Source organism: Marinobacter sp. (genome assembly GCF_034669625.1).
Lineage (GTDB): Bacteria > Pseudomonadota > Gammaproteobacteria > Pseudomonadales > Oleiphilaceae > Marinobacter.
In genome coordinates this window covers 39,943-66,523 of record NZ_JAXMOY010000016.1, presented here as the reverse complement: position 1 = coordinate 66,523, position 26,581 = coordinate 39,943, and the positions used below count along the sequence as shown (strand labels likewise).

The following is a 26,581-nucleotide window of genomic DNA, read 5'->3' as shown; positions in this document are numbered from 1 at the left end:
GCAGGCCTTCAAATACGTCACCCACTGCAACGACCATGTAGTGGTTGCCATCGACTTGTACCTGAACCTCACAATCAGGCAGGGCTTCTTTGACAAGTTCGGTAACCTGGGCGGCGTCCATAGGAAATCCTCAGCTTTATTAAAATCAGGAGCGGAATTGTAACCAATTCCCGAGCGGCGGTCAGCTATGTGCGGAAAATCCGGGCAGCTGAGCATCAAGATTACTCAATGCGGCCAGCGACTGTAAACGGTCACTGGCACCCTCAAACGAGAGTGGCACCTGCTTGCTTTGCCCCAAGCGCTGCCAGCACATCAACATGGAAAGCACCACGCTGTGAGCGGTTTCCAGCTGCATGAGATCAACCGTCAGCAAGCCCTTGGCGCCGCTAACCAGTTTTTCTCCTTGCTTGCGCAATTCAAGGACCGTGTTCGCATCCACCTTGCCGGCGACCTTCATCACCGAACCTTCGAGGGTAACGACCGGACGGGAGCTATTCATGAGGCGTTAACGTCTTCTTCAAGGTTCAGCGATTTGACCGAGTCGGTCCAACCGTCAATCACTACCTGGATCTGCCCACGATTCGCTTCCATTTCCTGCGCAAAGCGATCACGGAAGGCCAAGCCAATGTTTACGCCCTCAACAATGACATTCTCCATCAACCAACGATCGTCTTTGTTTTTATACATGGAGTATGTCACCGGGTAACGATTGCCCGAGGCTGTAATCACCACCAACTGAACCGATGCACGACCATCATTCTCAGGGAGAATTTCGGCTTCAAGCACGTCAATCGTGAATTCATCAGCGGTCACCAGCGCCTTGGCATAGCTATCGAAGAGGCTACGCTTAAATTTCACCACAAACTCGTCGCGCTGTTCGCGAGAAGTCTGACGGGCGTATCGGCCCATGACCCGAGCCGCTATCCGGCGAAAATCCACGAAATCCGTCAAAGCATCATTCATGCTTCGATAAAAGGCTTCAGGATCTTTTTCATAAAGACCTTTTTCAGCGTTCAGCTTCTCCACCAACATCTGAGTGTTGTCGCTGACATATTTTTTCAGATCTTCCTCAACGCCCGCGCTAGCCTGACCGGCAGCCATTACCAACACCGCGAAGATCGCAAAAAGTTTTCGTTTCAAAACAAACATCTTATTCTCCTGTCCTGACCGCGATCAGCGGCCAGAGGCAAAGTTACTGATCAGTCTTTCCAGATTCATCGCGGATTGGGTGGAATAAAAGGTGTCGCCTTCGCTCAAAGACTCCATATCCCCACCAATAGAAATATCGATGTACTGCTCACCCAACAGCCCGGAGGTTCGGATAACCGCCGCACTGTCTGCCGGAATGGTATCCACATCCGAGCGAATGGCCATGGTCACTTTGGCCTGGAAGGTATTCATATCCAGACTGATGGACTCGATGGAACCAACGGTCACGCCCGCCATTGAAACTTTCCCCCTCGGAGTCAGGCCGCCCACATCATTAAAGTTGGCGTATATCGTATACGTCGACGAGGCCGACTTAGGCGACAACCCACTCACCTGCAACGCCAAAAACAGCAGGGCTGCCAACCCGGCGATCATGAAGAAACCTACCACTATTTCCGTTGTTCTCTGCACCATAACAGGGCCCTAGAATCCTTATTAGAAATCGCCAAACATAACAGCGGTCAGCACAAAATCGAGGCCGAGCACCGCCAGTGATGAATAAACAACTGTTTTGGTCGTCGCAGAACTGATGCCTGCAGACGTGGGCACACAGTCGTACCCTTGATAGACGGCAATCCAGGCGCACACAAAGCCGAACACCACAGTTTTAATGACACCGTTCAGCACATCGTCCAGAAAATCGACCGATGATTGCATGTTGCCCCAGAAGGAACCTTCAAAAACACCCAGCCAATCCACGCCAACCAGCATGCCGCCCCAAATGCCAACAACCGAGAAGATCATTGCCAGTATCGGCATCGCGATAAAACCAGCCCAAAGACGAGGCGCAATAACACGGCGCAACGGGTCGACCCCCATCATCTCCATGCTCGACAACTGTTCTGTCGCCTTCATCAAACCGATTTCTGCAGTCAGTGCAGAACCTGCACGGCCCGCGAATAACAACGCCGTCACCACCGGCCCCAACTCCCGCACCAAGGTTAGCGCAATCATCTGACCAATCGCGGCCTCTGAGCCGTAATCGCTGAGAATGGTATAGCCTTGCAGCGCCAATACCATGCCAATAAACAAGCCGGAAACCACAACAATTGCCAGCGAAAGCACGCCCACCGCATAGAGCTGTTTGACGAGAAGCGGAAAGCCCGTCGCCGGCTTAGGGACACCCACAAGAACGCCGATCAAAAACTGAGTCGCGCGCCCCAGAGAGCCAATGATCTCCATACTTCGGCGACCGAAGTTCGCTACGTAATCCATCATAGCGAAGCTCCTTTAAGGCCAAAATCGTCGACGGGCTCACTGGCAGGGTAATGGAAAGGTACCGGCCCATCCGGCTGGCCGCTCAGGAACTGCTGAACAAGCTCCGACGGGTGGTTCCGTAACTCTTCCGGTGTACCGGTGCCGATCACCTTGCCATCGGCAATGATGCATGCGTAATGGCAGATACTCAGAGATTCAGGCACATCGTGAGATACCAGCACACTGGTCAATCCCATCGAACTGTTGAGATCTCTGATCAACTTGACCAGCACACCCATCGCGATCGGATCCTGACCGGCAAAGGGTTCGTCGTACATGATCAGCTCAGGATCCAGCGCGATGCTTCGAGCCAGAGCTACACGGCGAGTCATACCACCCGAAAGCTCTGACGGCATCAAATCTCGCGCTCCACGCAGCCCTACCGCTTCCAATTTCATCAAAACGATATCGCGAATCATGTCTTCCGGCAGGGCGGTATGAACGCGCAATGGGAAAGCAACGTTCTCGAATACGCTGATGTCTGTGAACAATGCGCCACTTTGAAAGAGCATGCCCATTTTTTCACGCAGGCGGTACAACTCCTTCCGCTTAAGTTTCGGAACTTCATGACCGGCGACTGTGACCTGTCCGGAATCCGGTCTCAGCTGTCCACCGATAACCCGCAGAAGCGTAGTCTTGCCTGTGCCACTCGGCCCCATGATGGCGGTAATTTTACCCACGGGGATATCCAAGGTAATACCATCAAAAATACGCCGGCCGGAGCGGGAAAACACCACATCCTTTAGCGTAATGTATGCAGATGACTCCATAATCCATCCTTTTCGAGGAGCGCCTACATTATGATAAGCGTCGCCGGACCTCAATCTCAGGTTATTAAAATGTATTGATTGCAACGTTCAGATGCTCTGAACATTGGCAGCCCTACCGGGTATCAATGATATACTTCCTGCCATAGTCGTCCGTCCCGATAACCGGGCCGGGTTCACAGACCGACCGAGCAAAGCCAGCCGAGATGACAGATACAAACACGTCAAGTTCCCCGGATTACCGCAACTCAGCCGTTCGGGCCATCCAAATTGAACGGGATGCAATCGAAGCGCTTGAACATCGTATCAATGGCGACTTCACCCGTGCCTGCGACATCATTATGGCCTGCAAAGGCCGAGTCGTGGTGACTGGAATGGGCAAGTCCGGCCACATCGGAAACAAAATTGCCGCAACGCTGGCCAGCACCGGCACGCCCTCTTTTTTCGTGCATCCGGGCGAAGCCAGTCACGGTGACCTAGGCATGATCACCTCGCAGGATGTGGTTATCGCCATCTCCAACAGCGGCAGCACCAGCGAAGTTGTCACTATTCTACCTTTAATTCGGCGAATGGGCGCCCCCCTGATCAGCATGACGGGCAACCCAGACTCGTTGCTGGCAAAAGAGGCCGCTGCCAATTTGGACGTCAGCGTTGCCAGTGAAGCCTGCCCGCTCGGGCTTGCCCCCACATCCAGCACCACGGCCACACTGGTCATGGGCGATGCATTAGCCGTCGCGTTGCTGGAAGCCCGCGGCTTCAGCGCGGAAGACTTCGCCTTTTCCCACCCGGGTGGTCGACTAGGGAGACGCTTATTGTTACGCGTTTCCGACTTTATGCACTCCGGCGACAAGGTTCCCCGCGTACTTGAAACCACGACCCTCAGTGGCGCACTTCTGGAGATCACTCGCAAAGGCCTGGGCATGACCACCGTCGTGAACGCCAATGGCGAGTTGACTGGTATCTTTACCGACGGCGATCTGCGTCGAACTCTGGATAAATCGGTTGATGTACACACCACGGCCATCGATCAGGTCATGACCCGCAACGGAAAAACCATCCAGTCAGATCAGCTGGCAGCCGATGCGCTCAATATTATGGAAGAGCTGAAAATTAATGCCCTCCCGGTTACCGACGACGAAGGCAATCTGGTCGGCGCCATCAACATGCACGACCTGTTGCGGGCGGGGGTCATTTAATGACAGATCTAACCCCACCTCTCAGCCAACAGTGGAGCACTGAACTCCGCACCAAAGCGACCGCCATCAGACTCGTCGCCTTTGATGTGGACGGCATCATGAGTGACGGAAAACTCTACTTCAGCGCCAGTGGCGATGAGCTGAAAACGTTCAACATTCTGGATGGCCTCGGGCTAAAGCAACTGATGAATGCCGGCATCACCGTTGCTGTGATTACAGGCCGACGCTCTCCTCTGACCGAAAAACGCATGAGCGACTTGGGTATCACACATCTCATGCAAGGGCGGGAAGACAAAAAAATTGCGCTGCAAGAACTGGTGGCCGACATGGACATCACCCCTGAGCAAATCGCCTACATGGGCGATGACTTGCCGGATCTTCCCGCACTGCAATTCGCCGGCCTCGGCATCACTGTGCCAAACGGTTATTGGCTGGTAAGACAACAAGCGGACTATTGCACCACCGTTGCGGGCGGCAGCGGCGCGGTGCGAGAAGCTTGCGACCTGATTCTCTGGTCACAGGATCTGCTCGCGACAACCCTCAAGCCCTATGTGAGCGCCGAATCGTGATCGCCCAACTGTTCAGCCCCGGGAAAGGCAAAGCCTGGGCCAGAACACTGGCGTTGGGCGGCACTATAGCGGCCACCTTGTTTCTCATGTGGCAAAGCGAAGAGCCGGCAGGCACGCAGGACAACGCCAAAGAGCTTCGCGGCCCGGCGGAACCGGACGGCTTTATCATTCAGGCGGATTACCGAACCTGGGACCCTCAGGGCAACCCGAAAATTCGCATGACCAGCCCACGCATCGAGCAGTTTGAAAGTCGCAACCTTGCCACCATGGAGAAGCCCCGCGCCACACTCCATGGCGACGGCGACCCCGTCCCGTGGAATATTGAGGCGGATCAGGGTAGCCTTCTGCAAGACGATGGACTGGTTAACTTGAACGGTAACGTTGTTATCCATCGACAGCTTCAAGGTTCTGATACCTCACTCGAAACCAACGAGCTAACCCTAAACAATACCGAAGGTACCGTGTACACCGACCAACCGGTAACGATCACCGAGCCGCACGGAACCACCAAAGCAACAGGCATGAAAGCCTGGCTGGACGACCGAATTTTGGAACTCAATTCCCAAGTGGAAGGGCATTATGATCCCATCAGGTAACCAACTTCTTTTTTCACTGATCATGGCAGCCGCTTTTCTGGCCAGCCCTGCAGCCGCTTTCACCCTGGACTCCGACGAGCCCATCAAAGTCAGCGCCAACTCTGCACGCCTAGATGACAGCGCAGGCACGGCCATCTACACCGGAGCCGTAGAACTGGTACAAGGCAACGTAAAACTGGACGCGGAACGCGTTGTTCTCTACCGCAGCCCACAAGGGCTAAGCCGAATTGAAGCGAGTGGTACGCCTGCCCATTACCGCCAGCCGTCGCAGGACAAAACCGCAGTCATCAATGCCGAAGCCCTGAACATCACCTGGTCTGCCAAAGACAGCCAGCTGACCTTCGAGCGAGAAGCGATGATCGAACAAGGCGGCAGCACGTTCCGCGGCGACATCATCCACTACGACACCGCAAACCGGGTGGTCACCGCAGATGGGGGCGATTCTGAAGGTGAAGGCTCAGGCCGAGTCGAAATGGTGATTCAGCCACGCAGTTCAGGTCAATAACAGGAAGGTTCTGATGGCAGTTCTCAGGGCCAGCAATCTGGCCAAAAGCTACAAACAGAAAAAAGTGGTTCTGGACGTCTCACTGGAGATTCGCTCAGGGGAAATCGTTGGCCTGCTGGGCCCCAACGGCGCCGGCAAAACCACCTGTTTTTACATGATCGTTGGACTGGTGCCAGCGGACCACGGCCGCATCACCATCGACAACAACGACATCACCCCCCTACCCATGCACGGGCGCGCCCGCAAAGGCATCGGTTACTTGCCCCAGGAGGCCTCTGTATTCCGCAAGCTGACCGTACGCGATAACATCATGGCCATATTGGAAACGCGCAAATCACTTTCCAAAGCGGATCGCGAAGCTAAGCTGGAAGAACTGCTTGAAGAGTTTCACATCACTCACATTCGTGACAGCGTGGGCATGGCTCTCTCTGGCGGCGAGCGTCGTCGGGTAGAAATTGCTCGCGCTCTGGCCATGGAACCTGCCTTCATTCTTCTGGACGAACCGTTTGCCGGGGTGGACCCAATTTCTGTCAGCGACATCAAACACATCATCCGACATCTTCGCGACAAAGGCATCGGCGTTCTCATCACCGACCACAACGTCCGAGAAACGTTGGATATTTGCGAGAATGCCTACATTGTTTCCGGCGGTCACATCATCGCCTCGGGCAGCTCTGATGTCATTCTTGCTAACCAGCAAGTGAAAGAAGTCTATCTAGGGAACGAGTTCCGACTATAGACGATCGTAGACCTGAGAGCCGGGCTGATTGTTTTGCTGAACGCGAGCAAGTAAACTCGGCAGGGTAATTGCTTAAGTTGTTGGCCAAGCGCCGCAAGTTACCAGCGCACAACAATTTTTTTCATTCGCAAGCAATGTTTTTTTATCAGGATGCAGGCACGTTATGGATTTTGAGCCATGGTTATGAAAGCTTCTCTACAGCTCAAAATGGGCCAAAGTCTGACCATGACCCCCCAGTTGCAGCAAGCCATCCGACTGCTGCAACTTTCTACTTTGGACCTTCAGCAAGAAATCCAGCAGGCACTCGACTCAAACCCGATGCTGGAAACCTCCGAGGACGACGATCAGGCTGACTCAAGCGAACAGCAAGAAAATAGCCGCGACGACCAGCATGAGACAGCCTCTGCTCAGGAAGAGTCAAACACCGACTCGCAAAGCTCGGATTGGGATGAATCGGAAACCGCACCTGACTGGTCGGCGGAAGACCAAACACCCGACAACATCCCTGACGACCTGCCTGTCGATACCGCTTGGGACGACATTTACCAATCCGCGCCGGCCCCTGCAAGCCGAGGCGATGATGAAAACGACTCTGATTTCGAGACCCGCAACTCGCCGAGCGAGACTCTGCACGACCATCTTGAGTGGCAATTGAATCTGACCCCCCTAAGCGAAAGGGATCAGGCCATCGCACACGCGTTGTTAGATGCCGTCGATAACAGAGGCTATTTAACGTCTTCCCTTGAAGAGATTCATTCTGGTTTGTTTGAGGGCTCAGAAGAAGACCCCCTGGAACTCGATGAAGTTCAGGCGGTTCTGCATCGACTCCAGCATTTCGACCCACCGGGCGTGTTTGCCCGGGATCTGCAAGACTGCCTGATGATCCAGCTAAGCCAATTGCCGCCTGATACGCCCTGGCTACGTCAGGCCAAGCTCGTGGTCACCCAGTTTCTACATTTGTTAGGCAATCGGGATTACGCCCAGCTTCTTCGACGCAGCCGCTTGAAAGAAGATCAGCTGAAAGAGGTGTTGGCGCTGATCACCAGCCTGAATCCCAGGCCGGGCGACAGCATCGACCAGACCGAGCCCGATTACGTAATCCCGGATGTCATCGTACGTAAACACGAAGGCCGCTGGCGCGTGGAGCTTAACCCGGAAATCGCCCCGCGTATTCGCGTTAACGCCAGCTATGCTTCGCTGATTCGACGGGCCGACAGCAGCGCTGACAACACCTACATGCGCGACCAGCTGCAAGAGGCCAAGTGGTTTATCAAAAGCCTTCAGAGCCGCAACGAGACCTTACTCAAAGTTGCCACTCGCATTGTTGAATACCAACAGGGTTTTCTGGACCATGGCGATGAAGCCATGAAACCGCTCATCCTGTCCGACATCGCCCAGGCCGTGGATATGCACGAGTCGACGATATCCCGGGTGACCACTCAAAAATACATGCATACCCCTCGGGGAATTTTTGAGCTTAAATACTTTTTCTCCAGTCACGTGGGCACTGCCGAGGGTGGAGAATGTTCCTCAACGGCTATTCGTGCGATGATCAAAAAGCTGATTGCTGAGGAAACACCAAAAAAGCCATTGAGTGATAGCAAAATTGCAGCCATGCTAGGAGAACAGGGAATCAATGTTGCCCGGCGTACGGTAGCCAAGTACAGAGAGGCGATGCATATCCCTCCCTCGAACGAGCGTAAACGTTTGGTTTAAGGATTCGTCAGCACAAGAGGTGCTGACACTCAGTCCGGCAAAAGCCGGCTATATGACAACAGGAGAAGCCTATGCAACTCAATATTTCAGGCCATCATGTAGAACTGACTCCCGCACTAAAGGATTACGTAACCACCAAGTTTGATAAGCTTGAGCGACACTTTGACCACATCAGTAATTGTCAGGTGACGCTGGAAGTTGAGAAAGTTCGCCAGATGGCCGAAGCTACCCTCCATGTGATTGGTGGCGAAATTCACGCAAAGGCTGAGAATGAGGATATGTACGCCGCTATTGACGGCCTGGTCGACAAACTTGACCGCCAGATCCTCAAACATAAAGAAAAGACAGTTGCCCGGATGCAAGGTAACGGTTAACGCACGCTTTAGCGTGAAACCGAACCGGGCGTTTCAATAAGACGTGCTGCGGCAGGAGTATCCGGCCGCAGCCTTTTTTTTACGGAAATGAAGTCGATCTATGAGCGATTCATCCCTGACCATCGACAACATTCTGGCTCCAGAACTGACTCTGTGCTGTGTTGCGGCGTCAAGCAAAAAACGTGTACTGGAGTTTATCGCTGAACACATTCATCATCAGGATGAAAGTCTCAACGATACAGATATCTTCAACAATCTGGTGTCGCGAGAGCGCCTGGGCAGCACCGGCATTGGCGAGGGCATAGCCATCCCCCATTGCCGTCTGGACGGGCTGAATAGAGTCATCGGCGTATTGATGACACTGACCGACCCGGTTGACTTCGATTCCATCGACAACCAACCCGTTGACATAGTTTTCGCTCTGGTTGTCCCCAAAGAAGCGACTAGCGAACATTTGGAACTGCTCAGTCAGCTTGCTGAAAAGTTTAATGAAAGCTCTTTTTGCGAAAAACTGCGCCAGTGTCAGGATGCCGGCAGTCTGTATCAGGCCATGATCTCGAACCAGACCTGAAACGGGCGAAGCGAAACGCGCAGCATGAGAGGAATACCGTTATGAAGCTGATCATCGTCAGCGGCCGCTCAGGCTCGGGTAAAAGTACCGCACTGCATGTGCTGGAGGATTTGGGGTTCTATTGCATAGACAATCTCCCGATTGGCCTGCTCTTCCCTCTGACGCAAGAAGCCTCTACCCAAGACGCGACCACTCGCCTGCGTAAGATGGCGGTCAGCATTGACGCTCGTAACCTGTCCGGCGAGCTGGCGAATTTCGAGGCGATATACACGCAGCTGAAAAGCACCGGGATGGACGTCGAAATCATCTTTCTGGATGCCGACGAGCAAACTCTGCTGCAGCGCTTTCACGCGACCCGACGCAAACACCCGCTGAGCGACGAGAACACGTCTCTTCCGGAAGCCATTTCAAACGAGAAGACCCTCCTTGAGCCGCTATCCAGATTGGCCGACCTTTATGTGAACACCACCGGCCTGTCCATGTACGAGTTGCGTGACATGGTCAAGCAGCGGGTTGCAGGTCGGAAAGATCAGGAATTGGCTTTGCTGGTCCAGTCTTTTGGCTTCAAGCACGGTGTCCCGGTCGACTCGGATTATGTCTTCGATGTTCGGTGCCTCCCCAACCCTTATTGGGACACCAGCCTGAGAAAGTACACCGGCATCGACCAGCCGGTCATCGACTTTCTCGAGCGTGAGCCTTTGAGTCAAAAGATGGTCAACGACATCACTGGCTTTCTCGATTCCTGGCTCCCCTCGTTCGCCGACAGCAATCGCAGTTACATGACCATTTCCATCGGATGCACCGGCGGCCAGCATCGATCCGTGTACGTATCAGAACAACTGAAAAACCATTTCGCAAAAAAATACCGAAACGTACAAGTTCGCCACTCCGAGCTGCCCCATCTACAAGCCAGAGGGGAAATCTGATTCATCATGATCAGCCGCTCGGTCATAATCATCAACAAGCTCGGCTTGCACGCCCGAGCTACGGCGAAACTGGTCGCCACCGCCTCCGAGCACGACTCGCAAGTCTGGATCAGTCGCAACGACCGTAAGGTCAACGCCAAGAACATCATGCAAGTCATGATGCTCGCAGCCAGTCAGGGCACAACCGTCGAACTCATTGCCGAAGGTCCGGATGAGCAACAAGCCATCGACGCTCTGACCGCCCTGATTGCGGATTATTTTGGCGAAGGCGGCTGATTCTTCGCAATTCACCTACAACTCCCCCTCACCGAGGTCGCCTAACTCCGCTATAATACGGAGGTTTTCTGACCGTAGGTGGATCCATGTCTGATATTCTGGAACAAAGTCAGGCCCACCAGAGACTCCGCTCACTGAGCGAGGCTCTGGATAGTGGCGCGCTGAAGCAGGTTGCCCGCATCCTTAATGGCGGCCTCAGTCCCAGTGATATCGCTCACCTGCTGGAATCCTCTCCGCCCCGTCAGCGGGCGCTGCTGTGGAACCTGGTTGATAAACAACTGGAAGGTGAAGTTCTCCAGCACCTCGGCGACGACATCCGAGGCTACTTCCTGAGCAAATTTAACGCTCAGGAACTCGCGGACATCATTGAAGATTTCGAGTCGGATGACCTCGCCGACCTTCTTCAACAGTTACCCGACACGGTGATCCTGGAAGTTCTGGACACCATGGACGAACAAGACCGGCAACGGGTTGAGGAAGTTCTCTCTTACCCCGAAGACACCGCCGGCGGCTTGATGAACACGGACACCATCACGGTGCGCCCGGACATCAGCATCGACGTAGTACTGCGTTATTTACGGCGCCACCGCAGCCTTCCCCCCATGACAGACAGCCTGATTGTGGTTAACCGGCGGGATGAATTTATCGGCACACTCGCCATTACCCGGATGCTGGTATCCAACCCGGCGTCTACCGTCCGGGAAGTTATGGACACCGACATTGAGCCCATTCCCGTCACGCTGTCCGACACCAAAGTTGCCACCCTTTTCGAACGCTATGACCTGATTTCAGCACCGGTGGTCAACGAGCACAACAAGCTGCTGGGTCGCATCACCATCGATGACGTGGTCGATGTTATTCGTGAAGACGCGGACCACTCCCTGATGAGTTTGGCCGGTCTAGATGAAGACGAAGATACCTTTGCCCCGGTCATGAAAACCACCCGACGGCGCGCGGTTTGGCTAGGCATCAACCTGCTGACCGCCTTTACCGCCTCTGCAGTGATCGGCTTGTTCGAAGACACCATTGCCAAAGTGGTTGCCTTGGCGGTCCTCATGCCCATTGTTGCGAGCATGGGCGGCATTGCCGGCAGTCAAACCCTGACACTGGTTATTCGGGGCATGGCCGTCGGACAGATCAGCAGCGCTAACGTTGCGTGGTTGCTGAATCGAGAACTGCTCTCGGGTATCCTTAACGGACTTTTGTGGGCCGTTGTCGTAGCTACCGCGGCAATCCTTTGGTTCGGCGACTGGATGATCGGTGGCGTGATTGCGGCCGCTTTGGTGATTAATCTGGTTGCCGCCACCGTAGTAGGCACCGTTCTGCCCCTGTTCCTGAAGTCCCGTAATATTGACCCTGCCCTTGCCGGCGGTGTTATTCTGACAACGGTGACCGATGTTGTTGGCTTCATGGCCTTTCTGGGATTGGCCACCCTCTTCTACGCCTGACAGAATCGATAGACAACATGACTGACCATACTGATGACCAACTTCCAGAATATCTGGGGCCCAGCAAATCGCAATTGAAGCGAGACATGCATGAACTGCAGGATCTCGGCAAACGTATGCTGGAACTGAACGACGACCAACTGGCCACGCTGCCGATCAGCGACAGGCTTCAACGGGCGATTCTGGAATCACGCCGCATCACGCAGCGTGAAGCCCGCCGCAGGCATCTACAATACATTGGCAAGATCATTCGTCAGGAAGACGACCCTGAAAGCATCAGTAAAACCATCGATGCGTTTTATGCCGGCAGCGAAGAGCATACCCGCCGGCACCATCTCGCCGAGCGCTGGCGAGACAAGATGATTTCTGAAGGGGATTCAGTGGTCGGCGAGTTTATCGACTACTGCCCAAATGCAGAGGTTCAGCACCTTCGCAATCTGGTTCGGAACGCCCGTAAGGAAGTCGAAAAGCAGGCCCATACCGGGCAGGCGCGCAAGCTGTTTCGTGCGATCAGAGAATGGATTGACGAAGCCGAGCAGCACTAAAGCTGCCGGCCATTTATAAGCGCCGGTGCTCCCACACCGGCATACGAGTCCGCACTTGCTTCAAGTGATCCAGATTCAGATCCGCGAGAGCCACACCCGGGCCTTCGTCTATTTCGACGACCACTTTGCCCCACGGGTCACACACCAGACTATGGCCGTAAGTTCTTCTGCGGTCACTGTTCTGACCGCCCTGACCCGGTGCCACCATCCACACCTGATTTTCAATCGCCCTGGCACGAATAAGAGCATGCCAATGAGCATCGCCTGTCTGCCAGGTAAATGCACTGGGCAGACAAATCCAATCGGCCCCCTGCTCTCGAAGCGCCCGGAACAACTCTGGAAACCGCAGGTCATAGCATATGGCCATGCCTAAGCGACCCGCCGGCGTATCTATGGTGACAACCTGATCACCGGGCTCAAAAGCATTAGATTCCCGATATTGGCCATGGGCGTCTTCCACCATGGCATCGAAAAGATGAATCTTGTCATAGCGCGCGACCTCGTGCCCTTGATCGTCATAGACCAAACAGCATGCCCTCACCCGGCCTGAAATAACCGAGCCCTCCGGTCGGCGCGCCATCGGCATGGAGCCTCCGACAATCCAAAGCCCGAGCGTTCTGGCTTGCTCCGCCAGAAAATGCCTCACCACCGGGCTATCCCCGGCCTCCTGCTCACCGCAAGCTTGCATCTGGTTCGTGGCCAATATCGCAAAGTTTTCAGGTAACACCGCCACTTTGGCACCACGCTCGGCGGCTTCTTTGAGCAGGCGGGCGGCTTCCGCCAGATTGACGGCAATATCGTGACCACTGACCATCTGAATTGCAGCAACCTTCATCATATCCAGTCTCCCGAATTACTCACCTGTATCAAAAACACCTTTCAACTCAACCTTTGGTTCGCTCCAGTTACCTGTCACCGTATACGTGGCACTGGTCAGTTTGCTGAGCGGGTCTCCCAGTATCTTATCCAGAACAAACAAGGCCCCACCAATCGGAGCGCTGGCGCCCATCAGCAACGCAGCCAACGGCAGGTTCTGGGTGATCGGCAGCACCATCACCAAACGCATATTCAGATCTTCTGTCGCCATATTCGTGTTGCCACTGACTTTAAAGGCGCCAGAAGGCCCTACCAACTGTAGCTCAGGGTCCAGACTGAGCAAACCATTGGTAATGACGGCTTTGCCCGAGATGGCATCAAAGGCAACACCGGCCTCATAAAGATCCGAGAAATCCAAACTTAAGCGGCGCCATAACGTGTCAGTATTGAGGAGATTAAAAATCCGGAAGAGTTGCGCCGAGTTGTTTTGTTCGAGAATGACACCATCATCCAAACGCACACTGACGTTGCCACTAAGCTTTCCCAGTTCAAATTGGGCAAGACTGCCAGGCCAGTCAACATCCAGCTCGATCGTGGTTTCTTCATTGGTTAAGGGGATAGAGTTGCCTGTAATCGGCTCTAACCCCTTAAGCCCCCCACCCGCGAGCTGACCTTTAAACTGGGTCACTTCCCGGCCGTCGAGAATGCGCCAGGTCATATCGCCGGTCAACGCCAAAGACCCCACCTGCCCTTCAATGCCTGTTACATTTAACTGATGATCCTCAGGGCGGAGCTTGAACACCCAGCGCCCGGCGGGCTTACCGTCAACGGTCAAGGCAGAAATCTCGCCGTCTATGCTTGGCCAGCTGCCAATATCCAGCTCTCGGAAGGCCGCCAACTGCGCCTCCAGAGTCAAAAGCTCCGGTGCATCCTGTGATTCATCGTCTTCATTTTGCCGGTTCAAACTAAGTCTCTGAAAATCAACCTCAACAACGCCATCATTATCCGGAATAAGCACACGACCCACGGCTCGTTCAGATTCGGTATTCACAATCCAGCGATCACCCAAATCCAAAGCGCTTACCTGAATATCCGAAAGCCGGTGATTGCCAAGGTATAAATGGCCAAAGGTGAGGTCAAAGCCAGAGTCTTTCAGGTTCAAATTGAACGCCAGTCTATCCGCCCACTCGCCAATCACTTGCACGCCACCGTCTACGAAGGGATCAATCTGCACATCAAGTTGTGCGGTATCTACGGCTTCTTTGCCATGGGGCTCTGGCCAATCCACTGCCAGCCCAAACAGGTCCGACGACACCGAAATCGGAGACACTCCGTCCGGACCCACCGTCAGTCTCGCGTTGTATTCCAGCGAGCCATCCAGCCCAAACGAGCTATCGCCGCCAAGGTCAAATTGATGCAAAAAGGAGGGTAACGGAAGATCGCCGCTTTGCTGGATGTGTAACACATCGTCCTGGTCGCTTCGACCAAACCAGAGATTCACCGCCTGCCCCAAAAACTCCGCAGCTACAGGCCCACCGGAAAAGCCGGCTTTAGTGTGATAAGTCAGATCTGTGCTGATGTTGCGCCACGTCAGCCCGGCGTCAGGAAGGCCAAATTCAGCCCCCTCAGTTTGCACGCGTGCCTCAACAGTAACGGGCAGTTCGCCGCTCAAGGGCAAATCGATATGCAGCCCTAGCTGGAATTGCCCAAGAATGTCGGCCTCCGCGAGGGCGGAACCTCCCAGTTCACCAAGCGGACTATTACCCATCCACCAGGACACCGCGTCTCCCGGTACAGGCGCCGAAGTATCAATCTGTATTCGGGCCGGCGCTTCCATATGCCCCGGTACAATCTGCACCTGAGCCTGATCAATCGCCAAACCTCCGGTGCGTCCCTGCCGGAGCGTTACCAAGGTGTCTCCATTCTGAACTTCCACCCGGCCGGCGACATCGCTCACTAATGGCCATCGATCATCGTAGCGGACCTTGCCATTCTCAAACTCATACCACATCGAAGAGACAAACGACCCGCGCGGCGCGTCAGAGCCAATCTGGCCGTGGCCATAGTACTCGCCACTTAGTATGTCCGCCTCCTGAATGCGGGTAGAAAGCCATTCATAGAGCCCTTGATCCACAGCATGAGCGGGTACGAATGCGGCAAGCATATCCGCTTTGCCATTTTCCACCCCGACCCGCAAACCGAGGCTATCTTCACCCTGGCCGTCGACTTTTAGGTCAAATGCACCGGTAATCACCGTATCCTGCTGAAAATCAAATTGAAGTTGGTCTGCAAATACCCGAATTAGCGATCCTTCCTTCAACCACGACACTCGCCCCGTCATCGCATCAAAGGCCCACTCATCAACGAACAACAAAGGAAAATCCAGAGTAACCGGATCCTGAGCATTTAAATCAACAAAGCCACCGTTTGCCGACAGTTCGAAATAACCCTCGAGCCCGGTCGCACCGGGCGCGCCCTGCCAGGCCTGCACGCCCACATCCCGCAACTGCCCCGACAAACTGAAGTTTCCCGCTTGCTCAGGCAACAGCAACAGCATGTCGTCGACGTAGCCTTGCGGGCGATAATGTTCTAACGCAAGATTAGCCACCTCGGGCAACAACTGCAGATTCAACACCAGCCTTCTGAGCGGTTCCAACGGCAGTGCATCGGCTACCAAAGCCAAGCCCGGGTCTTGAGGCTGAATTCTAAAACTGAAAGGTTGTACGAAATCTCCGGCCCACTGCCACTGCAGTTGCTGGAACATCAGTGCCTCACCGCGCTTCCAACCGAACCGGGCGTGGATATGTTCCAGCGGAGCCAAGGACTGACTGTTCACACCCAATTGCAAATAAGGTGTTTCAACCTGACCCTGAACCTGCAACAGCTCTCCCTGCTCGAAAGTCATCCAGGCTTTACCCCCGAGATCGAAACCTTCCAAACGAATGCCTTTCCAGCTCAGGTCATCGACCAGCCCGTCGAACAACCGCCCAGAGTCCACGTCCAGATAGAGCTGGCCGGTAAAGTCACCCCGAAAAAAACGCTGGCCCACCAACGCAAAGCTGGCCAACTGCGTGGCGGTTCCGCTCTGCATGGCGCGACCTGCAGCCTGAAACAGCCCACGACGATACAGCAAATCCAGTTGGGGAATATCAATGTGGCGCAAATGGTCTTTACCGTCATCGAGCGTCAGGCTGACCCGTGTAATTCGCACCTCAGGGTCCGACAGCCAGGTTCCGGCATAATCCAGCCACTGCTGAAAACTGCCGTTTTCTCTTGCGGGGTCTTGCAGCAACTCGTCTATTGGTTGGCTATCGCCATCGATCGCGGTTCGCTTAAGAACAAGCGAAAGCCCATCTGCTTCGAAATCTTCAAACACGATGCGGAAACGCATAAGGGAGGACAGAAAATCCAGCTTCGCACTCAAGTGATCGAGATCTGCTACTACCTCACCGGTGTCGGGATTCTGAACCGTGATATCGCTTGCGGTTATGGAGGGGTTAAGCCACTGCCAAGAGGAAGACAGGCGGCCAATATTGACCTCGAATCCCGTCTGTTCGGTGAGCATTTGCGCGGTGCGATCGGAGAAGCGATCAATATTGGCCGTCAGCTGCCGGCCAATACCCGCATACAGCGCCAGCAAAACCAGACAGATGAGCAAAGCCCACCATACGCATGAAGCAATGCCAGCCAATACACGGCCTAACAGCCCTCCGGGTGGCGGGTCTGCTTGGACACTGCCTTCATCGCGGATCGACATCGTTATCGGTCAGCCCCTCTGAAATACACGGCTGCTCAGATCTCAGAGCAGTACCACATCATACTGCTCCTGGCTGTAGAAAGGCTCAACCTGGAATCGAATGGTCTTTTTGATGAAGGTCTCAAGGTCCGCCACGTTATCGGACTCTTCGTCGAGCAATCGGTCAACCACGTGCTGGGACGCCATCACCAGATAACTCTCTGCCTCGTAGACCCGGTTTACCCGGAGAATTTCCCGGAAGATCTCGTAGCAGACGGTTTCGGAGGTTTTCAGAAAGCCCCGGCCGTCGCAGATCGGGCATGGCTCACACAGCACCTGCCCAAGACTCTCGGTGGTGCGCTTGCGCGTCATTTCCACCAAGCCCAGTTCAGAAACGCCGGTGATCTTCGTTTTTGCATGGTCACGCTCGAGCATCTTCTCAAGCATTCGGTGCACCTGCCGCTGGTGCTCCGTGTCATCCATGTCGATAAAATCGATGATAATGATGCCGCCAAGGTTTCGGAGTCTCAGTTGCCGACTGATCGATCTGGCCGCTTCAAGATTGGTTTTGAAGATGGTTTCTTCAAGGTTTCGGTGACCGACAAAGGCTCCGGTGTTGATGTCGATGGTGGTCATCGCTTCGGTTTGATCGATAATGACGTAACCACCGGATTTGAGCTGAACTTTACGACTCAACGCTTTTTGGATTTCGTCTTCAACCGAGTAAAGATCAAAAATGGGTCGCTCGCCCGGGTAATACTCGACCTTGTCGGCAAACTCGGTGACGAACTCATGCACAAAATCCATCACACGCTGATAGCTTTCCCGACTGTCGATGCGTACTTTTTCCGTTTGCGGCCGAATCAAATCACGAATCGTACGGATGAACAGCGGCAGGTCCTGATACACCGCCGAGGGTGCCGGCGCTTTGGCGATGCGTTCATGCACAGATTGGCTCAGACGGTGCAGATAAACCATATCAGCGATGAGTTCTTCAGACTGCGCGCCTTCGGCCGCCGTTCGGATGATGTAACCACCATCAACTTCCTGATGTTCGGCAGACGCTTCTTCAATAATCGACTTCAGTCGAGCACGCTCGCTGTCATCTTCAATACGCTGGGAGATGCCAATATGCTTAACCCCTGGCATGAACACCAGATAACGGGACGGCACAGAAAGTTGCGTGGTCAGGCGCGCACCTTTGGTGCCAATCGGATCTTTGGTGACCTGAACGACTAAGGATTGGCCTTCCCGCAGGAGCGTTCGAATATCCGGAACCACTCTTGGTCCGTCACCTTCTTCCTCCGCTGGAGGCTGACTGGCCACAACATCCGAAGCATGTATAAACGCGGCTCGCTCAAGCCCAATATCAACGAATGCGGCCTCCATACCCGGCAACACTCGCACCACTTTCCCTTTGTAGATATTACCGACAATCCCTTTGCGGCTGGTCCGCTCGATGTACGCTTCCTGCAGCATGCCGTTTTCGACCAACGCCACTCGGGTTTCCACTGGCGTTACGTTGATCAGGATTTCTTCACTCATCGTTTACTCTCCTTAGTGCTCGGCCAGAACTGCGTCACGGGATGGCCCGCTTGGGCGAGTAATGCTGAGGTTTCCTGAAGAGGAAGCCCCACGACCGCACTGTAACTACCCTTGATGGAACTGACAAAAATGCCCCCCAGCCCCTGAATGCCATAACTTCCTGCTTTATCCATGGGCTCGCCGCTAGCGACATAGGCGCGAATCTCTGCGGCCTCAAGTTCCCGGAACGTGACATCGGTGACCACAACACGGGACCAGCACTCAGAACCTTTGGCCAGCGCCACGGCGGTTAACACCTGATGGGTGCTTCCAGACAACGCCTGCAGCATGCCCACAGCTTGCTCGGTCGACTCGGGTTTACCCAGAATTTCCTCATTGTGTATCACAGAGGTATCGGAGCCCAGAACCAGTTTCTCTGGATGCTCACGCGCGATACACAATGCCTTTTCCCGAGCCAGCCGCTCAACGTAGTGTTCAGGAGTTTCAAGCGAAGCAGGCGTTTCATCAATATCCGCCGGCTGTACTTGAAAACTTAAGCCTATCTGCTGAAGCAACTCAGCGCGCCGGGGGGAGGCGGAAGCAAGAATCAGATCAGGCATAGTGATTTATCCCAGTTTTCGATTGATATGGTCCAGCACACTACTTAACAGGGGCCAGATCAAGGCACTGGTTAGCGCAGGCCACAGATAACTGAAGCCAGTATTTTCAGCACCTACTACAAGCTGCTTAAGAAAATGCACCAGCATCTGATTGATGCCCAGCAACAAGAACACCATAAGACATTGCTGAGGCAGCGGGTACATACGAAGGCGCTGGTGCACGGTCAAAACCAGAAACGCAATCAAAGCCATGCCCATCGCGTTAACACCTAGCGGCGTAGATTCCAGGGTATCCAGTAACAGGCCAAGGCACCACGCCAGGATCACGCCGAATTGAGCGGGCGCGCGGAAACTCCAATAAAACACCACCAGTCCCAACCACTCGGGCCGGAACTCAAACCAACCCACCGGAAACAGTGAAATACTCAATACCAGAGAGATCAGAACCGAGACTAAAAACAGTGGATAGCTGATGACTGACAGCATCAGGGCGCCTCCCCTTGATCCAAATCCGATTCACTCACCGGCTCTTCGTTTTGCCGGGATTCCGGTTGAAATACCACCAGCACCAGGCGGCTCTGATTCAATCGCGCTTTCGGCGCTGCACCAATCGTGACAAAAGGCTCGCCCGGTTCTTTAACAATCTCGGTGATCTCAGCGACGGGATACCCGGAAGGGAACCGGCCGCCCAGACCAGAGCTGACCAGCACATCGCCCTCGCGAATATCAGCCGTATCGGGAACGTGCACTAAATCCAGTGTATTGGGTTGCCCGCTGCCCAGCAGGATCGCTCGAAGGCCGTTGCGCAGAACTTCCACGGGAACCGCGTGGCTGCCGTCAGATACAAGCAATACACGGGAGGTGAACTGACTGGCCTGAACCACTTGTCCCATCAGGCCCTCGGCATCCAACACGGCCTGGCCAACGGTAATACCGTCACTCTGACCTTTGTTGATGACGATTTCGTGGGTATACGGATCGGGTGAAACGCCCACCACTTCGCCGACGATGACCCGGTCATCCAGCACTTCGGCAGAATTCATTAAACGGCGGAGTTCGTTGTTCTCAGAAGCCAGGGCGGCATATTTCAGAGCCCTGCGTTCCAGAATAAGCAGGCGGGTTTGCAGTTCTTCGTTTTTCTTCTGCAGATCTTCGCGGTCTTCGAACAGACCGTCAAACCAATCGCCAAAACGGGACGGCATATTGCCGAACCAATAGGCGGGCGCCAACCCGGTCTCAATGGAGCTCCGGACGATCGACAGCCTATCAGAACGGCTATCGGCAGCGATTAACGCTGCCGATAACAGAATAACGAGGAGTAGCCGGAAGCCGGGTACCGGCCCCTGAACGAAGATGGTTTTAATGGTGAGCTCCCCCCACGGGATCAACCCTCCTGGGAGAACATTCCGATGCCACCGCGATCAATCACTTCCAGCGCTTTACCGCCGCCACGGGCGACGCAAGTCAGTGGGTCTTCAGCAATGATAACGGGCAGTCCAGTTTCTTCACTGATCAGCTTATCCAAACCTGCCAGCAGCGCACCACCACCAGTCAGCACGATACCGCGCTCGGCGATATCAGAAGCCAGCTCAGGCGGAGACTGTTCAAGCGCACTCTTAACAGTCTGAACAATTTGAGCCAGTGATTCTTGCAGAGCGTCCAGAATCTCTTCGCTGTTCAGGGTAAATGCGCGGGGAACACCTTCGGCCAGGTTGCGACCACGGACATCGATTTCTTTAAGCTCAAGCCCTTCATAGGCGCAGCCGATTTCATGCTTGATGCGTTCAGCCGTTGAATCACCAATCAGGCTGCCGTAATTACGGCGGACGTAAGTCACAATCGCTTCATCAAACTTGTCACCACCCACGCGAACGGAATCTGCGTAGACGATGCCATTCAAGGAGATGATGGCGATTTCGGTGGTACCACCACCAATATCGACAATCATGGAACCGCTGGCTTCTTCTACTGGCAAGCCTGCACCAATCGCCGCGACCATGGGTTCTTCAATCAGGAATACTTCGCGCGCGCCGGCACCGAGTGCTGATTCACGAATCGCTTTGCGCTCTACTTGCGTGGATTTGCTGGGCACACACACCAGCACGCGAGGGCTTGGAGTGATGAAGCTGTTTTCGTGCACCTTGTGGATAAAATGCTGGAGCATTTTTTCGGTGACCACGAAGTCGGCGATCACACCATCTTTCATGGGGCGAATAGCGGTGATATTTCCAGGGGTACGACCAAGCATGCGTTTTGCTTCGGCACCCACCGCTGCAACGGTTTTCTGGGAGTTAGTAGTTCTGATGGCGACAACGGACGGTTCGTCCAATACGATGCCACGACCCCGCACATAGATGAGTGTGTTGGCGGTGCCCAAGTCAATGGACAGGTCGCTGGAGAATAGGCCTCGGAGTCTTTTAATTAACATTCGTGTTGTTTCAACCTGAGAGTTGCGGTTGCTAAGAAGGATGCGGCAACTTTATCAGTGGGGCCTTGTGCAGGCAAGGCGCCATCGGGGATGCTGGCTTACTATTTGCACATTTTATAGGTTGTTTCGGGGCCAATCGGTGGCAGGTTTCTGCTAATATATCCGGCTTGTTCCAACAGGCGCAACGATGCCTTGGGGAACTGCTTTCCAAAAACCGCTCCTTCGGCACTTCCATGTGGCGCTTCAGCTCCGCCACCCATGGCTCCGGAAATTTTTGGAAAGCAGTTCCCCAAGGCATCCCCGGACATCGCAAGAGCACCCTTAAACTGCCGTAGCCGAGCGTCCGGGCATCATTGCATTAAATTGTATTCACACATGCTTTATTGGAGGCAACATGAGCATTTCCCGCGCGGACATTGAAAAAGTTGCCGTGCTCGCCCGCATCAAAGTGGATGACGAGCAGGTTTCGGCTCTGGAGGAGGATCTGGGCAACATTCTGGATCTGGTAGATCAGTTAAGTGCGGCGGATACCGACGCGGTGGAGCCCATGGCGCACCCTCTGGATGCCGTTCAGCGATTGCGCGCAGACGAGGTCACTGAGACCAATCAGCGGGAAGCGTTTCAAGCGATTGCGCCGGCGACCGAGGATGGGTTGTACTTGGTTCCCAAAGTTATTGAGTGAACGGTTTCACGTTAAGCAGCCGCTGCCATTCATCCGGCAATTTTTCTGACCATCATAGATTTCAGGATTGATGATGCATAACAAGTCCGTAGCAGAGCTTTCCAAAGAGCTGGAGAGCGGGAAGATTTCTAGTGTGGAGCTGACGCAACAGCTCCTCGACCGTCTGAAGAACGAAGACGGCAAGTACAACAGCTTTATCACCATCTCCGACGAGCAGGCGTTGGCCGAAGCCAAGGCCGCCGACGAAATGCGGGCCGCCGGTAAGGCGACAGCTTGGACCGGAGTTCCCTTTGCTCACAAAGACATTTTCTGCACCAACGGCGTTCGCACGACGTGTGGTTCGAAGATGCTGGAGAACTTTGTACCGCCCTATGACGCAACCGTAACAGCGAATTTCAAAGCGGCAGGTGCAGTGTGTTTGGGCAAGACCAACATGGATGAGTTCGCCATGGGGTCTTCCAACGAGTCCAGTTTCTTTGGCGCTGTGACCAACCCCTGGGGCGACAAGCGGGTGCCTGGCGGCTCTTCAGGTGGTTCGGCAGCAGCTGTCGCCGCGCGCTTGGTGCCAGCAGCAACCGGCACCGACACTGGCGGCTCTATCCGCCAGCCTGCGGCACTGTGCGGCATTACCGGCCTGAAACCGACGTATGGTCGGGTTTCCCGTTACGGCATGATTGCTTTCGCTTCGTCCCTGGATCAGGGCGGCCCTATGGCGCGCACAGCGGAAGACGCGGCGCTGATGATGAATGTGATGGCCGGGTTCGATCCAAAGGACTCGACCTGCATCGACCGCGAAGTGCCGGATTACACCGCCACTTTGAACGAGCCATTGAAAGGTCTGAAGATCGGTTTGCCGAAGGAATACTTCAGCGAGCAGTTGTCGCCAGCGATGGAAGAACAGGTCCGCAATGCGGTGCGCGAGTACGAGAAGCTGGGCGCGACGGTGAAGGAAGTTTCACTGCCGAATGCCAAACTGGCCATCGCTGCGTACTATGTAATTGCTCCAGCAGAAGCCTCCGCCAACTTGTCCCGTTTCGACGGCGCACGCTATGGCTACCGCTGCGAAAACCCGAAAGACCTGATGGACATGTACACCCGCACCCGAGCGGAAGGTTTCGGTAACGAAGTGAAGCGCCGGATTCTGGTGGGCAGCTATGCCCTATCGGCAGGCTATTTCGACGCCTATTATCTGAAGGCTCAGAAAGTTCGCCGCCTGATCCAGCAAGACTTCATCAACGCGTTCAAAGAGGTGGACGTGATGATGAGTCCGGTGTCGCCTTCCCCCGCTTTCGTTCAGGGCGAGAAGACCACCGACCCGGTCACCATGTACCTGGAAGACGTGTTCACTATCGCCATCAACCTGGCAGGCATTCCGGCGATGTCGGTGCCCGCAGGTTTTGTCGACGGCTTGCCGGTTGGCTTGCAGATTATCGGGGATTATTTCTCCGAAGCCCGTTTGCTAAACGCCGCCCATCAGTTCCAGCAGGTGACCGATTGGCACCAGCGTGAACCTCAATAAGCCCGGATAAGGAGACGAACACATGCAGTGGGATATCGTGATCGGGCTGGAAATTCACGTTCAGCTTGCCACCAAAACCAAGATTTTCTCTGGCTCCAGCACCGCCTTCGGCGCCGAGCCCAACACCCAGGCCAACGCCGTTGATCTGGCCATGCCAGGCACGCTGCCGGTTCCTAACGAGCAAGCATTCCGCTATGCGGTGATGTTTGGCTTAGCCACTAATTCCGAAATCGGCCGTCGTTCGGTATTTGAGCGCAAAAACTACTTCTACCCGGACCTGCCCAAGGGCTACCAGACCACACAATTGGCCCAGCCGATTGTGGGGCCTGGCCATGTCGACATCGACTTGTCTGACGGCAGCACCAAGCGGGTACGCATTCACCATGCACATTTGGAAGAAGACGCCGGTAAGTCCTTGCATGAGGATTATCACGGCATGTCCGGTATCGACCTGAACCGTGCCGGCACGCCGCTGATCGAGGTGGTCACCGAGCCAGACATGAACAGCTCCGAAGAAGCGGTGGCCTTCGCCAAGAAACTGCACAGCTTAGTGACATCGCTCGGCATCTGCGACGGTGACATGTCTCAAGGCTCTATGCGTTTTGACGTAAACATTTCGCTCAAGCCCAAGGGCTCAGACACCCTAGGCACACGGACTGAAACAAAGAACCTGAACTCCTTCCGCTTCATGGAGCAGGCCATCGCGCACGAAGTAGAACGCCAGATGGACATCCTGGAAGACGGCGGTGAGATCACTCAGGAAACCCGCCTGTACAACGGTGACCGGGATGAGTCTCGCTCCATGCGGAGCAAAGAAGAAGCCAACGACTACCGCTACTTCCCCTGCCCGGATCTGCTGCCGGTAGAAATCGACGACACCTTCATCGAAGACGCCCGCTCGCGCCTGCCGGAGCTGCCGGATGCCCGTCGCGCCCGTTTCAAGGAACAGTATGGTCTGAACGATTACGATGCCGGCATCCTCTCTGCCGACGCTAAACTGGCCGGCTTCTTCGAGGAGACTGTGGAGCACGGCAAGGATGCTAAACTGGCTTCCAACTGGATTCAGGGCGAGTTTTCAGCACGCTTGAATGCAGAAGAAAAGTCGGTAGCAGACGCGCCGATCACTGGTGCTCAGCTGGGAGCTCTGGTGATCCGCATTGCAGACAACACGGTATCCTCTTCTGGCGCGAAGAAGGTGTTTGAAGCTATTTGGACCGGCGAGAACGATAACGTGGATGCGATTATCGAAGCCAAGGGACTGAAGCAGGTATCAGACACCGGCGCTCTGGAAACTATGGTAGACGAGGTCCTGGCCGGCATGCCGGATCAGGTTGCCCAGTTCCAAGGTGAGGAAGACCCGAAGAAACGCAAGAAGATGCTCGGCGGCTTTATGGGACCTTTGATGAAGGCATCCAAAGGTCAGGGCAACCCTAAGTTGTTCAACGAAATTCTTCTTCGCAAGCTTGGTGGTTAACGGCTAGCTTTGGCAGGGGTCTTTAACTTAGGCCCCAGCCTGAGAGATTATGGGGAGGGGGCGGCTTTTAGCCCCCTCCCCAAAAAACAGCAGGCTAGGACCGAAAGCACCAAAGTCAGGAACCCATACGCCGAAACAGGTTATCGAACTCTGCAATATTCCGCTGAATGTAATCAATAAACGCCTTCATAGCCGGAGTCGGGTGCCGACCTTGCGGATGCACCACACACCAACTGCGCCGTAGCGGGAAATCGTTGATATCAAGGGCCATAAGAGAGCCTAAAGCCAACTCCGACAGAATACTCAGTTTGGGTATAACCGCCACCCCCAAGCCCGCCAGAACCGCGTGCTTAACTGCATCATTCGACCCCAGCTCCATCACCGGCTCCATTTTCAGACGGTGTTTTTGGCAATAAACCTCTAACGCCAACCGACTGCCGGAACCGGATTCCCGGATCAGTAGCTGACTGCTCAGAAAATCTTCGGGGCTAACCGCACTTTGCGCAAGCAACGGATGCCCAGCGGGAACAACCGGCACCAACTCATTGTCCAGAAAAGGCAATGAGGTTAACGGCTTACCTTGCGGGACCATCCCCATGATTACCAAGTCATCGCTGTTCTCGTTCAATCGCTCCAACGCAGTTGCGCGGTTAACCACCGCCACCGATACATTGACCTGCGGATTCTGTTCGAGAAACGAACGCAGCAGGTAAGGCACCACATACTGAGCTGTGCTTACCGCCACCAATCGCAGATCCCCAGCCACCCTTCCCTCGAGTGCTGCCAAGCGATTTTGCATATCCCCGAGCTCGTTAAACACCGTGCGCACGCACGCTGCCATTTCCTCTCCGGCCGCCGTGCAATACAGCTTACGCCCCACATACTCGAACATTGGCATCTCCAACGCCTGCTCGAGATGCCGAACCTGACTGCTGACGGCGGGCTGGGTTAATCCCAACAGCTCGCCTGCTTTGCTGTAGCTCCGCAAATCATAAACTGCCTTGAAAACTTGAAGCTGGCGAAACGTCAGCCGGCTAGCCAGTTTTTGGATACTCAGCGGCATAAATTCTCCTTCACCAGACCACCTA

The 26,581-nt window shown here is 54.6% G+C and carries 28 protein-coding genes; 15 read left to right on the top strand and 13 right to left on the bottom strand.

Going from position 1 to position 26,581, the window contains the following annotated elements; all coding sequences use genetic code 11:
* Nucleotides 1-181: 181 nt before the first annotated feature.
* From VOI14_RS13070 to VOI14_RS13050, 5 genes are read right to left on the bottom strand one after another with little or no spacing between them, the layout of a single operon-like run.
* Nucleotides 182-499: an STAS domain-containing protein gene (locus VOI14_RS13070; RefSeq protein WP_323752488.1), complete on the bottom strand. Its 318-nt coding sequence runs from the start codon at nt 497-499 to the stop codon at nt 182-184.
* Nucleotides 496-1,149 (bottom strand): ABC transporter substrate-binding protein, encoded by a 654-nt coding sequence (locus VOI14_RS13065; protein WP_323752487.1) that lies wholly within the window; start codon nt 1,147-1,149, stop codon nt 496-498. The genes VOI14_RS13070 and VOI14_RS13065 overlap by 4 nt, the downstream gene beginning before the upstream one ends.
* Before the next feature lie 24 nt (nt 1,150-1,173).
* Nucleotides 1,174-1,623 (bottom strand): outer membrane lipid asymmetry maintenance protein MlaD, encoded by a 450-nt coding sequence (gene mlaD, locus VOI14_RS13060; RefSeq protein ID WP_323752486.1) that lies wholly within the window; start codon nt 1,621-1,623, stop codon nt 1,174-1,176.
* A gap of 21 nt (nt 1,624-1,644) precedes the next feature.
* Nucleotides 1,645-2,427, bottom strand: coding sequence for a lipid asymmetry maintenance ABC transporter permease subunit MlaE (gene mlaE / locus VOI14_RS13055; RefSeq protein ID WP_323752485.1), 783 nt, complete (start codon nt 2,425-2,427; stop codon nt 1,645-1,647).
* The gene (locus VOI14_RS13050; RefSeq protein WP_323752484.1) at nt 2,424-3,236 is read right to left on the bottom strand and encodes an ABC transporter ATP-binding protein; all 813 of its coding nucleotides are present in this window, start codon (nt 3,234-3,236) and stop codon (nt 2,424-2,426) included. Before VOI14_RS13050 ends, mlaE begins: the two co-directional genes overlap by 4 nt.
* Nucleotides 3,237-3,439: 203 nt before the next feature.
* Between VOI14_RS13050 and VOI14_RS13045 the strand changes: the two genes are divergently transcribed.
* The 12 genes from VOI14_RS13045 to yjgA all read left to right on the top strand — a co-directional run bounded on the left by VOI14_RS13045 (nt 3,440) and on the right by yjgA (nt 12,694).
* The gene (locus VOI14_RS13045; protein ID WP_323752483.1) at nt 3,440-4,429 is read left to right on the top strand and encodes a KpsF/GutQ family sugar-phosphate isomerase; all 990 of its coding nucleotides are present in this window, start codon (nt 3,440-3,442) and stop codon (nt 4,427-4,429) included.
* A complete protein-coding gene (locus VOI14_RS13040) occupies nt 4,429-4,998 on the top strand; it encodes a KdsC family phosphatase (protein ID WP_323752482.1) in 570 nt (189 codons plus the stop codon). The genes VOI14_RS13045 and VOI14_RS13040 overlap by 1 nt, the downstream gene beginning before the upstream one ends.
* A complete protein-coding gene (gene lptC, locus VOI14_RS13035; protein WP_323752481.1) occupies nt 4,926-5,594 on the top strand; it encodes an LPS export ABC transporter periplasmic protein LptC in 669 nt (222 codons plus the stop codon). Before VOI14_RS13040 ends, lptC begins: the two co-directional genes overlap by 73 nt.
* On the top strand, nt 5,578-6,099 hold the full coding sequence (lptA, locus tag VOI14_RS13030) for a lipopolysaccharide transport periplasmic protein LptA (RefSeq protein ID WP_323752480.1): 522 nt from the start codon (nt 5,578-5,580) through the stop codon (nt 6,097-6,099). The genes lptC and lptA overlap by 17 nt, the downstream gene beginning before the upstream one ends.
* A gap of 13 nt (nt 6,100-6,112) precedes the next feature.
* A complete protein-coding gene (gene lptB, locus VOI14_RS13025) occupies nt 6,113-6,838 on the top strand; it encodes an LPS export ABC transporter ATP-binding protein (protein ID WP_323752479.1) in 726 nt (241 codons plus the stop codon).
* 183 nt (nt 6,839-7,021) lie between these two features.
* Nucleotides 7,022-8,554: an RNA polymerase factor sigma-54 gene (locus VOI14_RS13020; RefSeq protein ID WP_323752490.1), complete on the top strand. Its 1,533-nt coding sequence runs from the start codon at nt 7,022-7,024 to the stop codon at nt 8,552-8,554.
* A 71-nt stretch (nt 8,555-8,625) separates the two neighbouring features.
* A complete protein-coding gene (hpf, locus tag VOI14_RS13015; protein ID WP_133004918.1) occupies nt 8,626-8,928 on the top strand; it encodes a ribosome hibernation promoting factor in 303 nt (100 codons plus the stop codon).
* Nucleotides 8,929-9,028: 100 nt separating this feature from the next.
* Entirely contained in the window at nt 9,029-9,499 is a 471-nt protein-coding gene (ptsN, locus tag VOI14_RS13010; RefSeq protein ID WP_323752478.1) for a PTS IIA-like nitrogen regulatory protein PtsN, read from the top strand.
* 41 nt (nt 9,500-9,540) lie between these two features.
* Nucleotides 9,541-10,425: an RNase adapter RapZ gene (gene rapZ, locus VOI14_RS13005; RefSeq protein WP_323752477.1), complete on the top strand. Its 885-nt coding sequence runs from the start codon at nt 9,541-9,543 to the stop codon at nt 10,423-10,425.
* A gap of 6 nt (nt 10,426-10,431) precedes the next feature.
* Nucleotides 10,432-10,701 (top strand): HPr family phosphocarrier protein, encoded by a 270-nt coding sequence (locus VOI14_RS13000; RefSeq protein ID WP_323752476.1) that lies wholly within the window; start codon nt 10,432-10,434, stop codon nt 10,699-10,701.
* 86 nt (nt 10,702-10,787) lie between these two features.
* Complete coding sequence (mgtE, locus tag VOI14_RS12995) at nt 10,788-12,149, top strand: magnesium transporter (protein ID WP_323752475.1); 1,362 nt, start codon at nt 10,788-10,790, stop codon at nt 12,147-12,149.
* Nucleotides 12,150-12,166: 17 nt separating this feature from the next.
* Nucleotides 12,167-12,694, top strand: coding sequence for a ribosome biogenesis factor YjgA (yjgA, locus tag VOI14_RS12990; protein ID WP_323752474.1), 528 nt, complete (start codon nt 12,167-12,169; stop codon nt 12,692-12,694).
* A gap of 13 nt (nt 12,695-12,707) precedes the next feature.
* Here yjgA and VOI14_RS12985 read toward each other — a convergent pair whose 3' ends face one another.
* The 7 genes from VOI14_RS12985 to VOI14_RS12955 are packed head-to-tail and all read right to left on the bottom strand — an operon-like array spanning nt 12,708 to nt 21,818.
* Entirely contained in the window at nt 12,708-13,529 is an 822-nt protein-coding gene (locus tag VOI14_RS12985; RefSeq protein ID WP_416361426.1) for a carbon-nitrogen hydrolase family protein, read from the bottom strand.
* Nucleotides 13,530-13,547: 18 nt separating this feature from the next.
* Complete coding sequence (locus tag VOI14_RS12980) at nt 13,548-17,267, bottom strand: YhdP family protein (RefSeq protein WP_323752472.1); 3,720 nt, start codon at nt 17,265-17,267, stop codon at nt 13,548-13,550.
* Between the two features lie 42 nt (nt 17,268-17,309).
* Nucleotides 17,310-18,791: a ribonuclease G gene (gene rng / locus VOI14_RS12975; protein ID WP_323752471.1), complete on the bottom strand. Its 1,482-nt coding sequence runs from the start codon at nt 18,789-18,791 to the stop codon at nt 17,310-17,312.
* Nucleotides 18,788-19,390 carry a Maf family protein gene (locus VOI14_RS12970; protein ID WP_323752470.1) on the bottom strand — a complete coding sequence of 201 codons (603 nt, stop codon included), beginning with the start codon at nt 19,388-19,390 and terminating at the stop codon, nt 18,788-18,790. Before VOI14_RS12970 ends, rng begins: the two co-directional genes overlap by 4 nt.
* 6 nt (nt 19,391-19,396) lie before the next feature.
* Nucleotides 19,397-19,876, bottom strand: coding sequence for a rod shape-determining protein MreD (gene mreD / locus VOI14_RS12965; protein ID WP_323752469.1), 480 nt, complete (start codon nt 19,874-19,876; stop codon nt 19,397-19,399).
* A complete protein-coding gene (mreC, locus tag VOI14_RS12960) occupies nt 19,876-20,778 on the bottom strand; it encodes a rod shape-determining protein MreC (RefSeq protein WP_323752468.1) in 903 nt (300 codons plus the stop codon). The genes mreD and mreC overlap by 1 nt, the downstream gene beginning before the upstream one ends.
* Nucleotides 20,775-21,818 (bottom strand): rod shape-determining protein, encoded by a 1,044-nt coding sequence (locus tag VOI14_RS12955; RefSeq protein WP_133004906.1) that lies wholly within the window; start codon nt 21,816-21,818, stop codon nt 20,775-20,777. Before VOI14_RS12955 ends, mreC begins: the two co-directional genes overlap by 4 nt.
* Before the next feature lie 394 nt (nt 21,819-22,212).
* Between VOI14_RS12955 and gatC the strand changes: the two genes are divergently transcribed.
* From gatC to gatB, 3 genes are all read left to right on the top strand, one after another.
* Complete coding sequence (gene gatC, locus VOI14_RS12950; RefSeq protein WP_323752467.1) at nt 22,213-22,500, top strand: Asp-tRNA(Asn)/Glu-tRNA(Gln) amidotransferase subunit GatC; 288 nt, start codon at nt 22,213-22,215, stop codon at nt 22,498-22,500.
* 70 nt (nt 22,501-22,570) lie between these two features.
* The gene (gene gatA / locus VOI14_RS12945) at nt 22,571-24,019 is read left to right on the top strand and encodes an Asp-tRNA(Asn)/Glu-tRNA(Gln) amidotransferase subunit GatA (RefSeq protein ID WP_323752466.1); all 1,449 of its coding nucleotides are present in this window, start codon (nt 22,571-22,573) and stop codon (nt 24,017-24,019) included.
* A gap of 22 nt (nt 24,020-24,041) precedes the next feature.
* Nucleotides 24,042-25,493 (top strand): Asp-tRNA(Asn)/Glu-tRNA(Gln) amidotransferase subunit GatB, encoded by a 1,452-nt coding sequence (gatB, locus tag VOI14_RS12940; protein WP_323752465.1) that lies wholly within the window; start codon nt 24,042-24,044, stop codon nt 25,491-25,493.
* Between the two features lie 115 nt (nt 25,494-25,608).
* Here gatB and VOI14_RS12935 read toward each other — a convergent pair whose 3' ends face one another.
* A complete protein-coding gene (locus tag VOI14_RS12935) occupies nt 25,609-26,556 on the bottom strand; it encodes a LysR family transcriptional regulator (RefSeq protein WP_323752464.1) in 948 nt (315 codons plus the stop codon).
* Between the last annotated feature and the right edge of the window lie 25 nt (nt 26,557-26,581).

Bases quoted from the DNA above. Each gene is read 5' to 3' on its own strand.
- VOI14_RS13070 (WP_323752488.1), bottom strand. From the start codon at position 499: ATGAATAGCTCCCGTCCGGTCGTTACCCTCGAAGGTTCGGTGATGAAG.
- VOI14_RS13065 (WP_323752487.1), bottom strand. From the start codon at position 1,149: ATGTTTGTTTTGAAACGAAAACTTTTTGCGATCTTCGCGGTGTTGGTA.
- mlaD (WP_323752486.1), bottom strand. From the start codon at position 1,623: ATGGTGCAGAGAACAACGGAAATAGTGGTAGGTTTCTTCATGATCGCC.
- mlaE (WP_323752485.1), bottom strand. From the start codon at position 2,427: ATGATGGATTACGTAGCGAACTTCGGTCGCCGAAGTATGGAGATCATT.
- VOI14_RS13050 (WP_323752484.1), bottom strand. From the start codon at position 3,236: ATGGAGTCATCTGCATACATTACGCTAAAGGATGTGGTGTTTTCCCGC.
- VOI14_RS13045 (WP_323752483.1), top strand. From the start codon at position 3,440: ATGACAGATACAAACACGTCAAGTTCCCCGGATTACCGCAACTCAGCC.
- VOI14_RS13040 (WP_323752482.1), top strand. From the start codon at position 4,429: ATGACAGATCTAACCCCACCTCTCAGCCAACAGTGGAGCACTGAACTC.
- lptA (WP_323752480.1), top strand. From the start codon at position 5,578: ATGATCCCATCAGGTAACCAACTTCTTTTTTCACTGATCATGGCAGCC.
- lptB (WP_323752479.1), top strand. From the start codon at position 6,113: ATGGCAGTTCTCAGGGCCAGCAATCTGGCCAAAAGCTACAAACAGAAA.
- VOI14_RS13020 (WP_323752490.1), top strand. From the start codon at position 7,022: ATGAAAGCTTCTCTACAGCTCAAAATGGGCCAAAGTCTGACCATGACC.
- hpf (WP_133004918.1), top strand. From the start codon at position 8,626: ATGCAACTCAATATTTCAGGCCATCATGTAGAACTGACTCCCGCACTA.
- ptsN (WP_323752478.1), top strand. From the start codon at position 9,029: ATGAGCGATTCATCCCTGACCATCGACAACATTCTGGCTCCAGAACTG.
- rapZ (WP_323752477.1), top strand. From the start codon at position 9,541: ATGAAGCTGATCATCGTCAGCGGCCGCTCAGGCTCGGGTAAAAGTACC.
- VOI14_RS13000 (WP_323752476.1), top strand. From the start codon at position 10,432: ATGATCAGCCGCTCGGTCATAATCATCAACAAGCTCGGCTTGCACGCC.
- mgtE (WP_323752475.1), top strand. From the start codon at position 10,788: ATGTCTGATATTCTGGAACAAAGTCAGGCCCACCAGAGACTCCGCTCA.
- yjgA (WP_323752474.1), top strand. From the start codon at position 12,167: ATGACTGACCATACTGATGACCAACTTCCAGAATATCTGGGGCCCAGC.
- VOI14_RS12985 (WP_416361426.1), bottom strand. From the start codon at position 13,529: ATGAAGGTTGCTGCAATTCAGATGGTCAGTGGTCACGATATTGCCGTC.
- VOI14_RS12980 (WP_323752472.1), bottom strand. From the start codon at position 17,267: ATGTCGATCCGCGATGAAGGCAGTGTCCAAGCAGACCCGCCACCCGGA.
- rng (WP_323752471.1), bottom strand. From the start codon at position 18,791: ATGAGTGAAGAAATCCTGATCAACGTAACGCCAGTGGAAACCCGAGTG.
- VOI14_RS12970 (WP_323752470.1), bottom strand. From the start codon at position 19,390: ATGCCTGATCTGATTCTTGCTTCCGCCTCCCCCCGGCGCGCTGAGTTG.
- mreD (WP_323752469.1), bottom strand. From the start codon at position 19,876: ATGCTGTCAGTCATCAGCTATCCACTGTTTTTAGTCTCGGTTCTGATC.
- VOI14_RS12955 (WP_133004906.1), bottom strand. From the start codon at position 21,818: ATGTTAATTAAAAGACTCCGAGGCCTATTCTCCAGCGACCTGTCCATT.
- gatC (WP_323752467.1), top strand. From the start codon at position 22,213: ATGAGCATTTCCCGCGCGGACATTGAAAAAGTTGCCGTGCTCGCCCGC.
- gatA (WP_323752466.1), top strand. From the start codon at position 22,571: ATGATGCATAACAAGTCCGTAGCAGAGCTTTCCAAAGAGCTGGAGAGC.
- gatB (WP_323752465.1), top strand. From the start codon at position 24,042: ATGCAGTGGGATATCGTGATCGGGCTGGAAATTCACGTTCAGCTTGCC.
- VOI14_RS12935 (WP_323752464.1), bottom strand. From the start codon at position 26,556: ATGCCGCTGAGTATCCAAAAACTGGCTAGCCGGCTGACGTTTCGCCAG.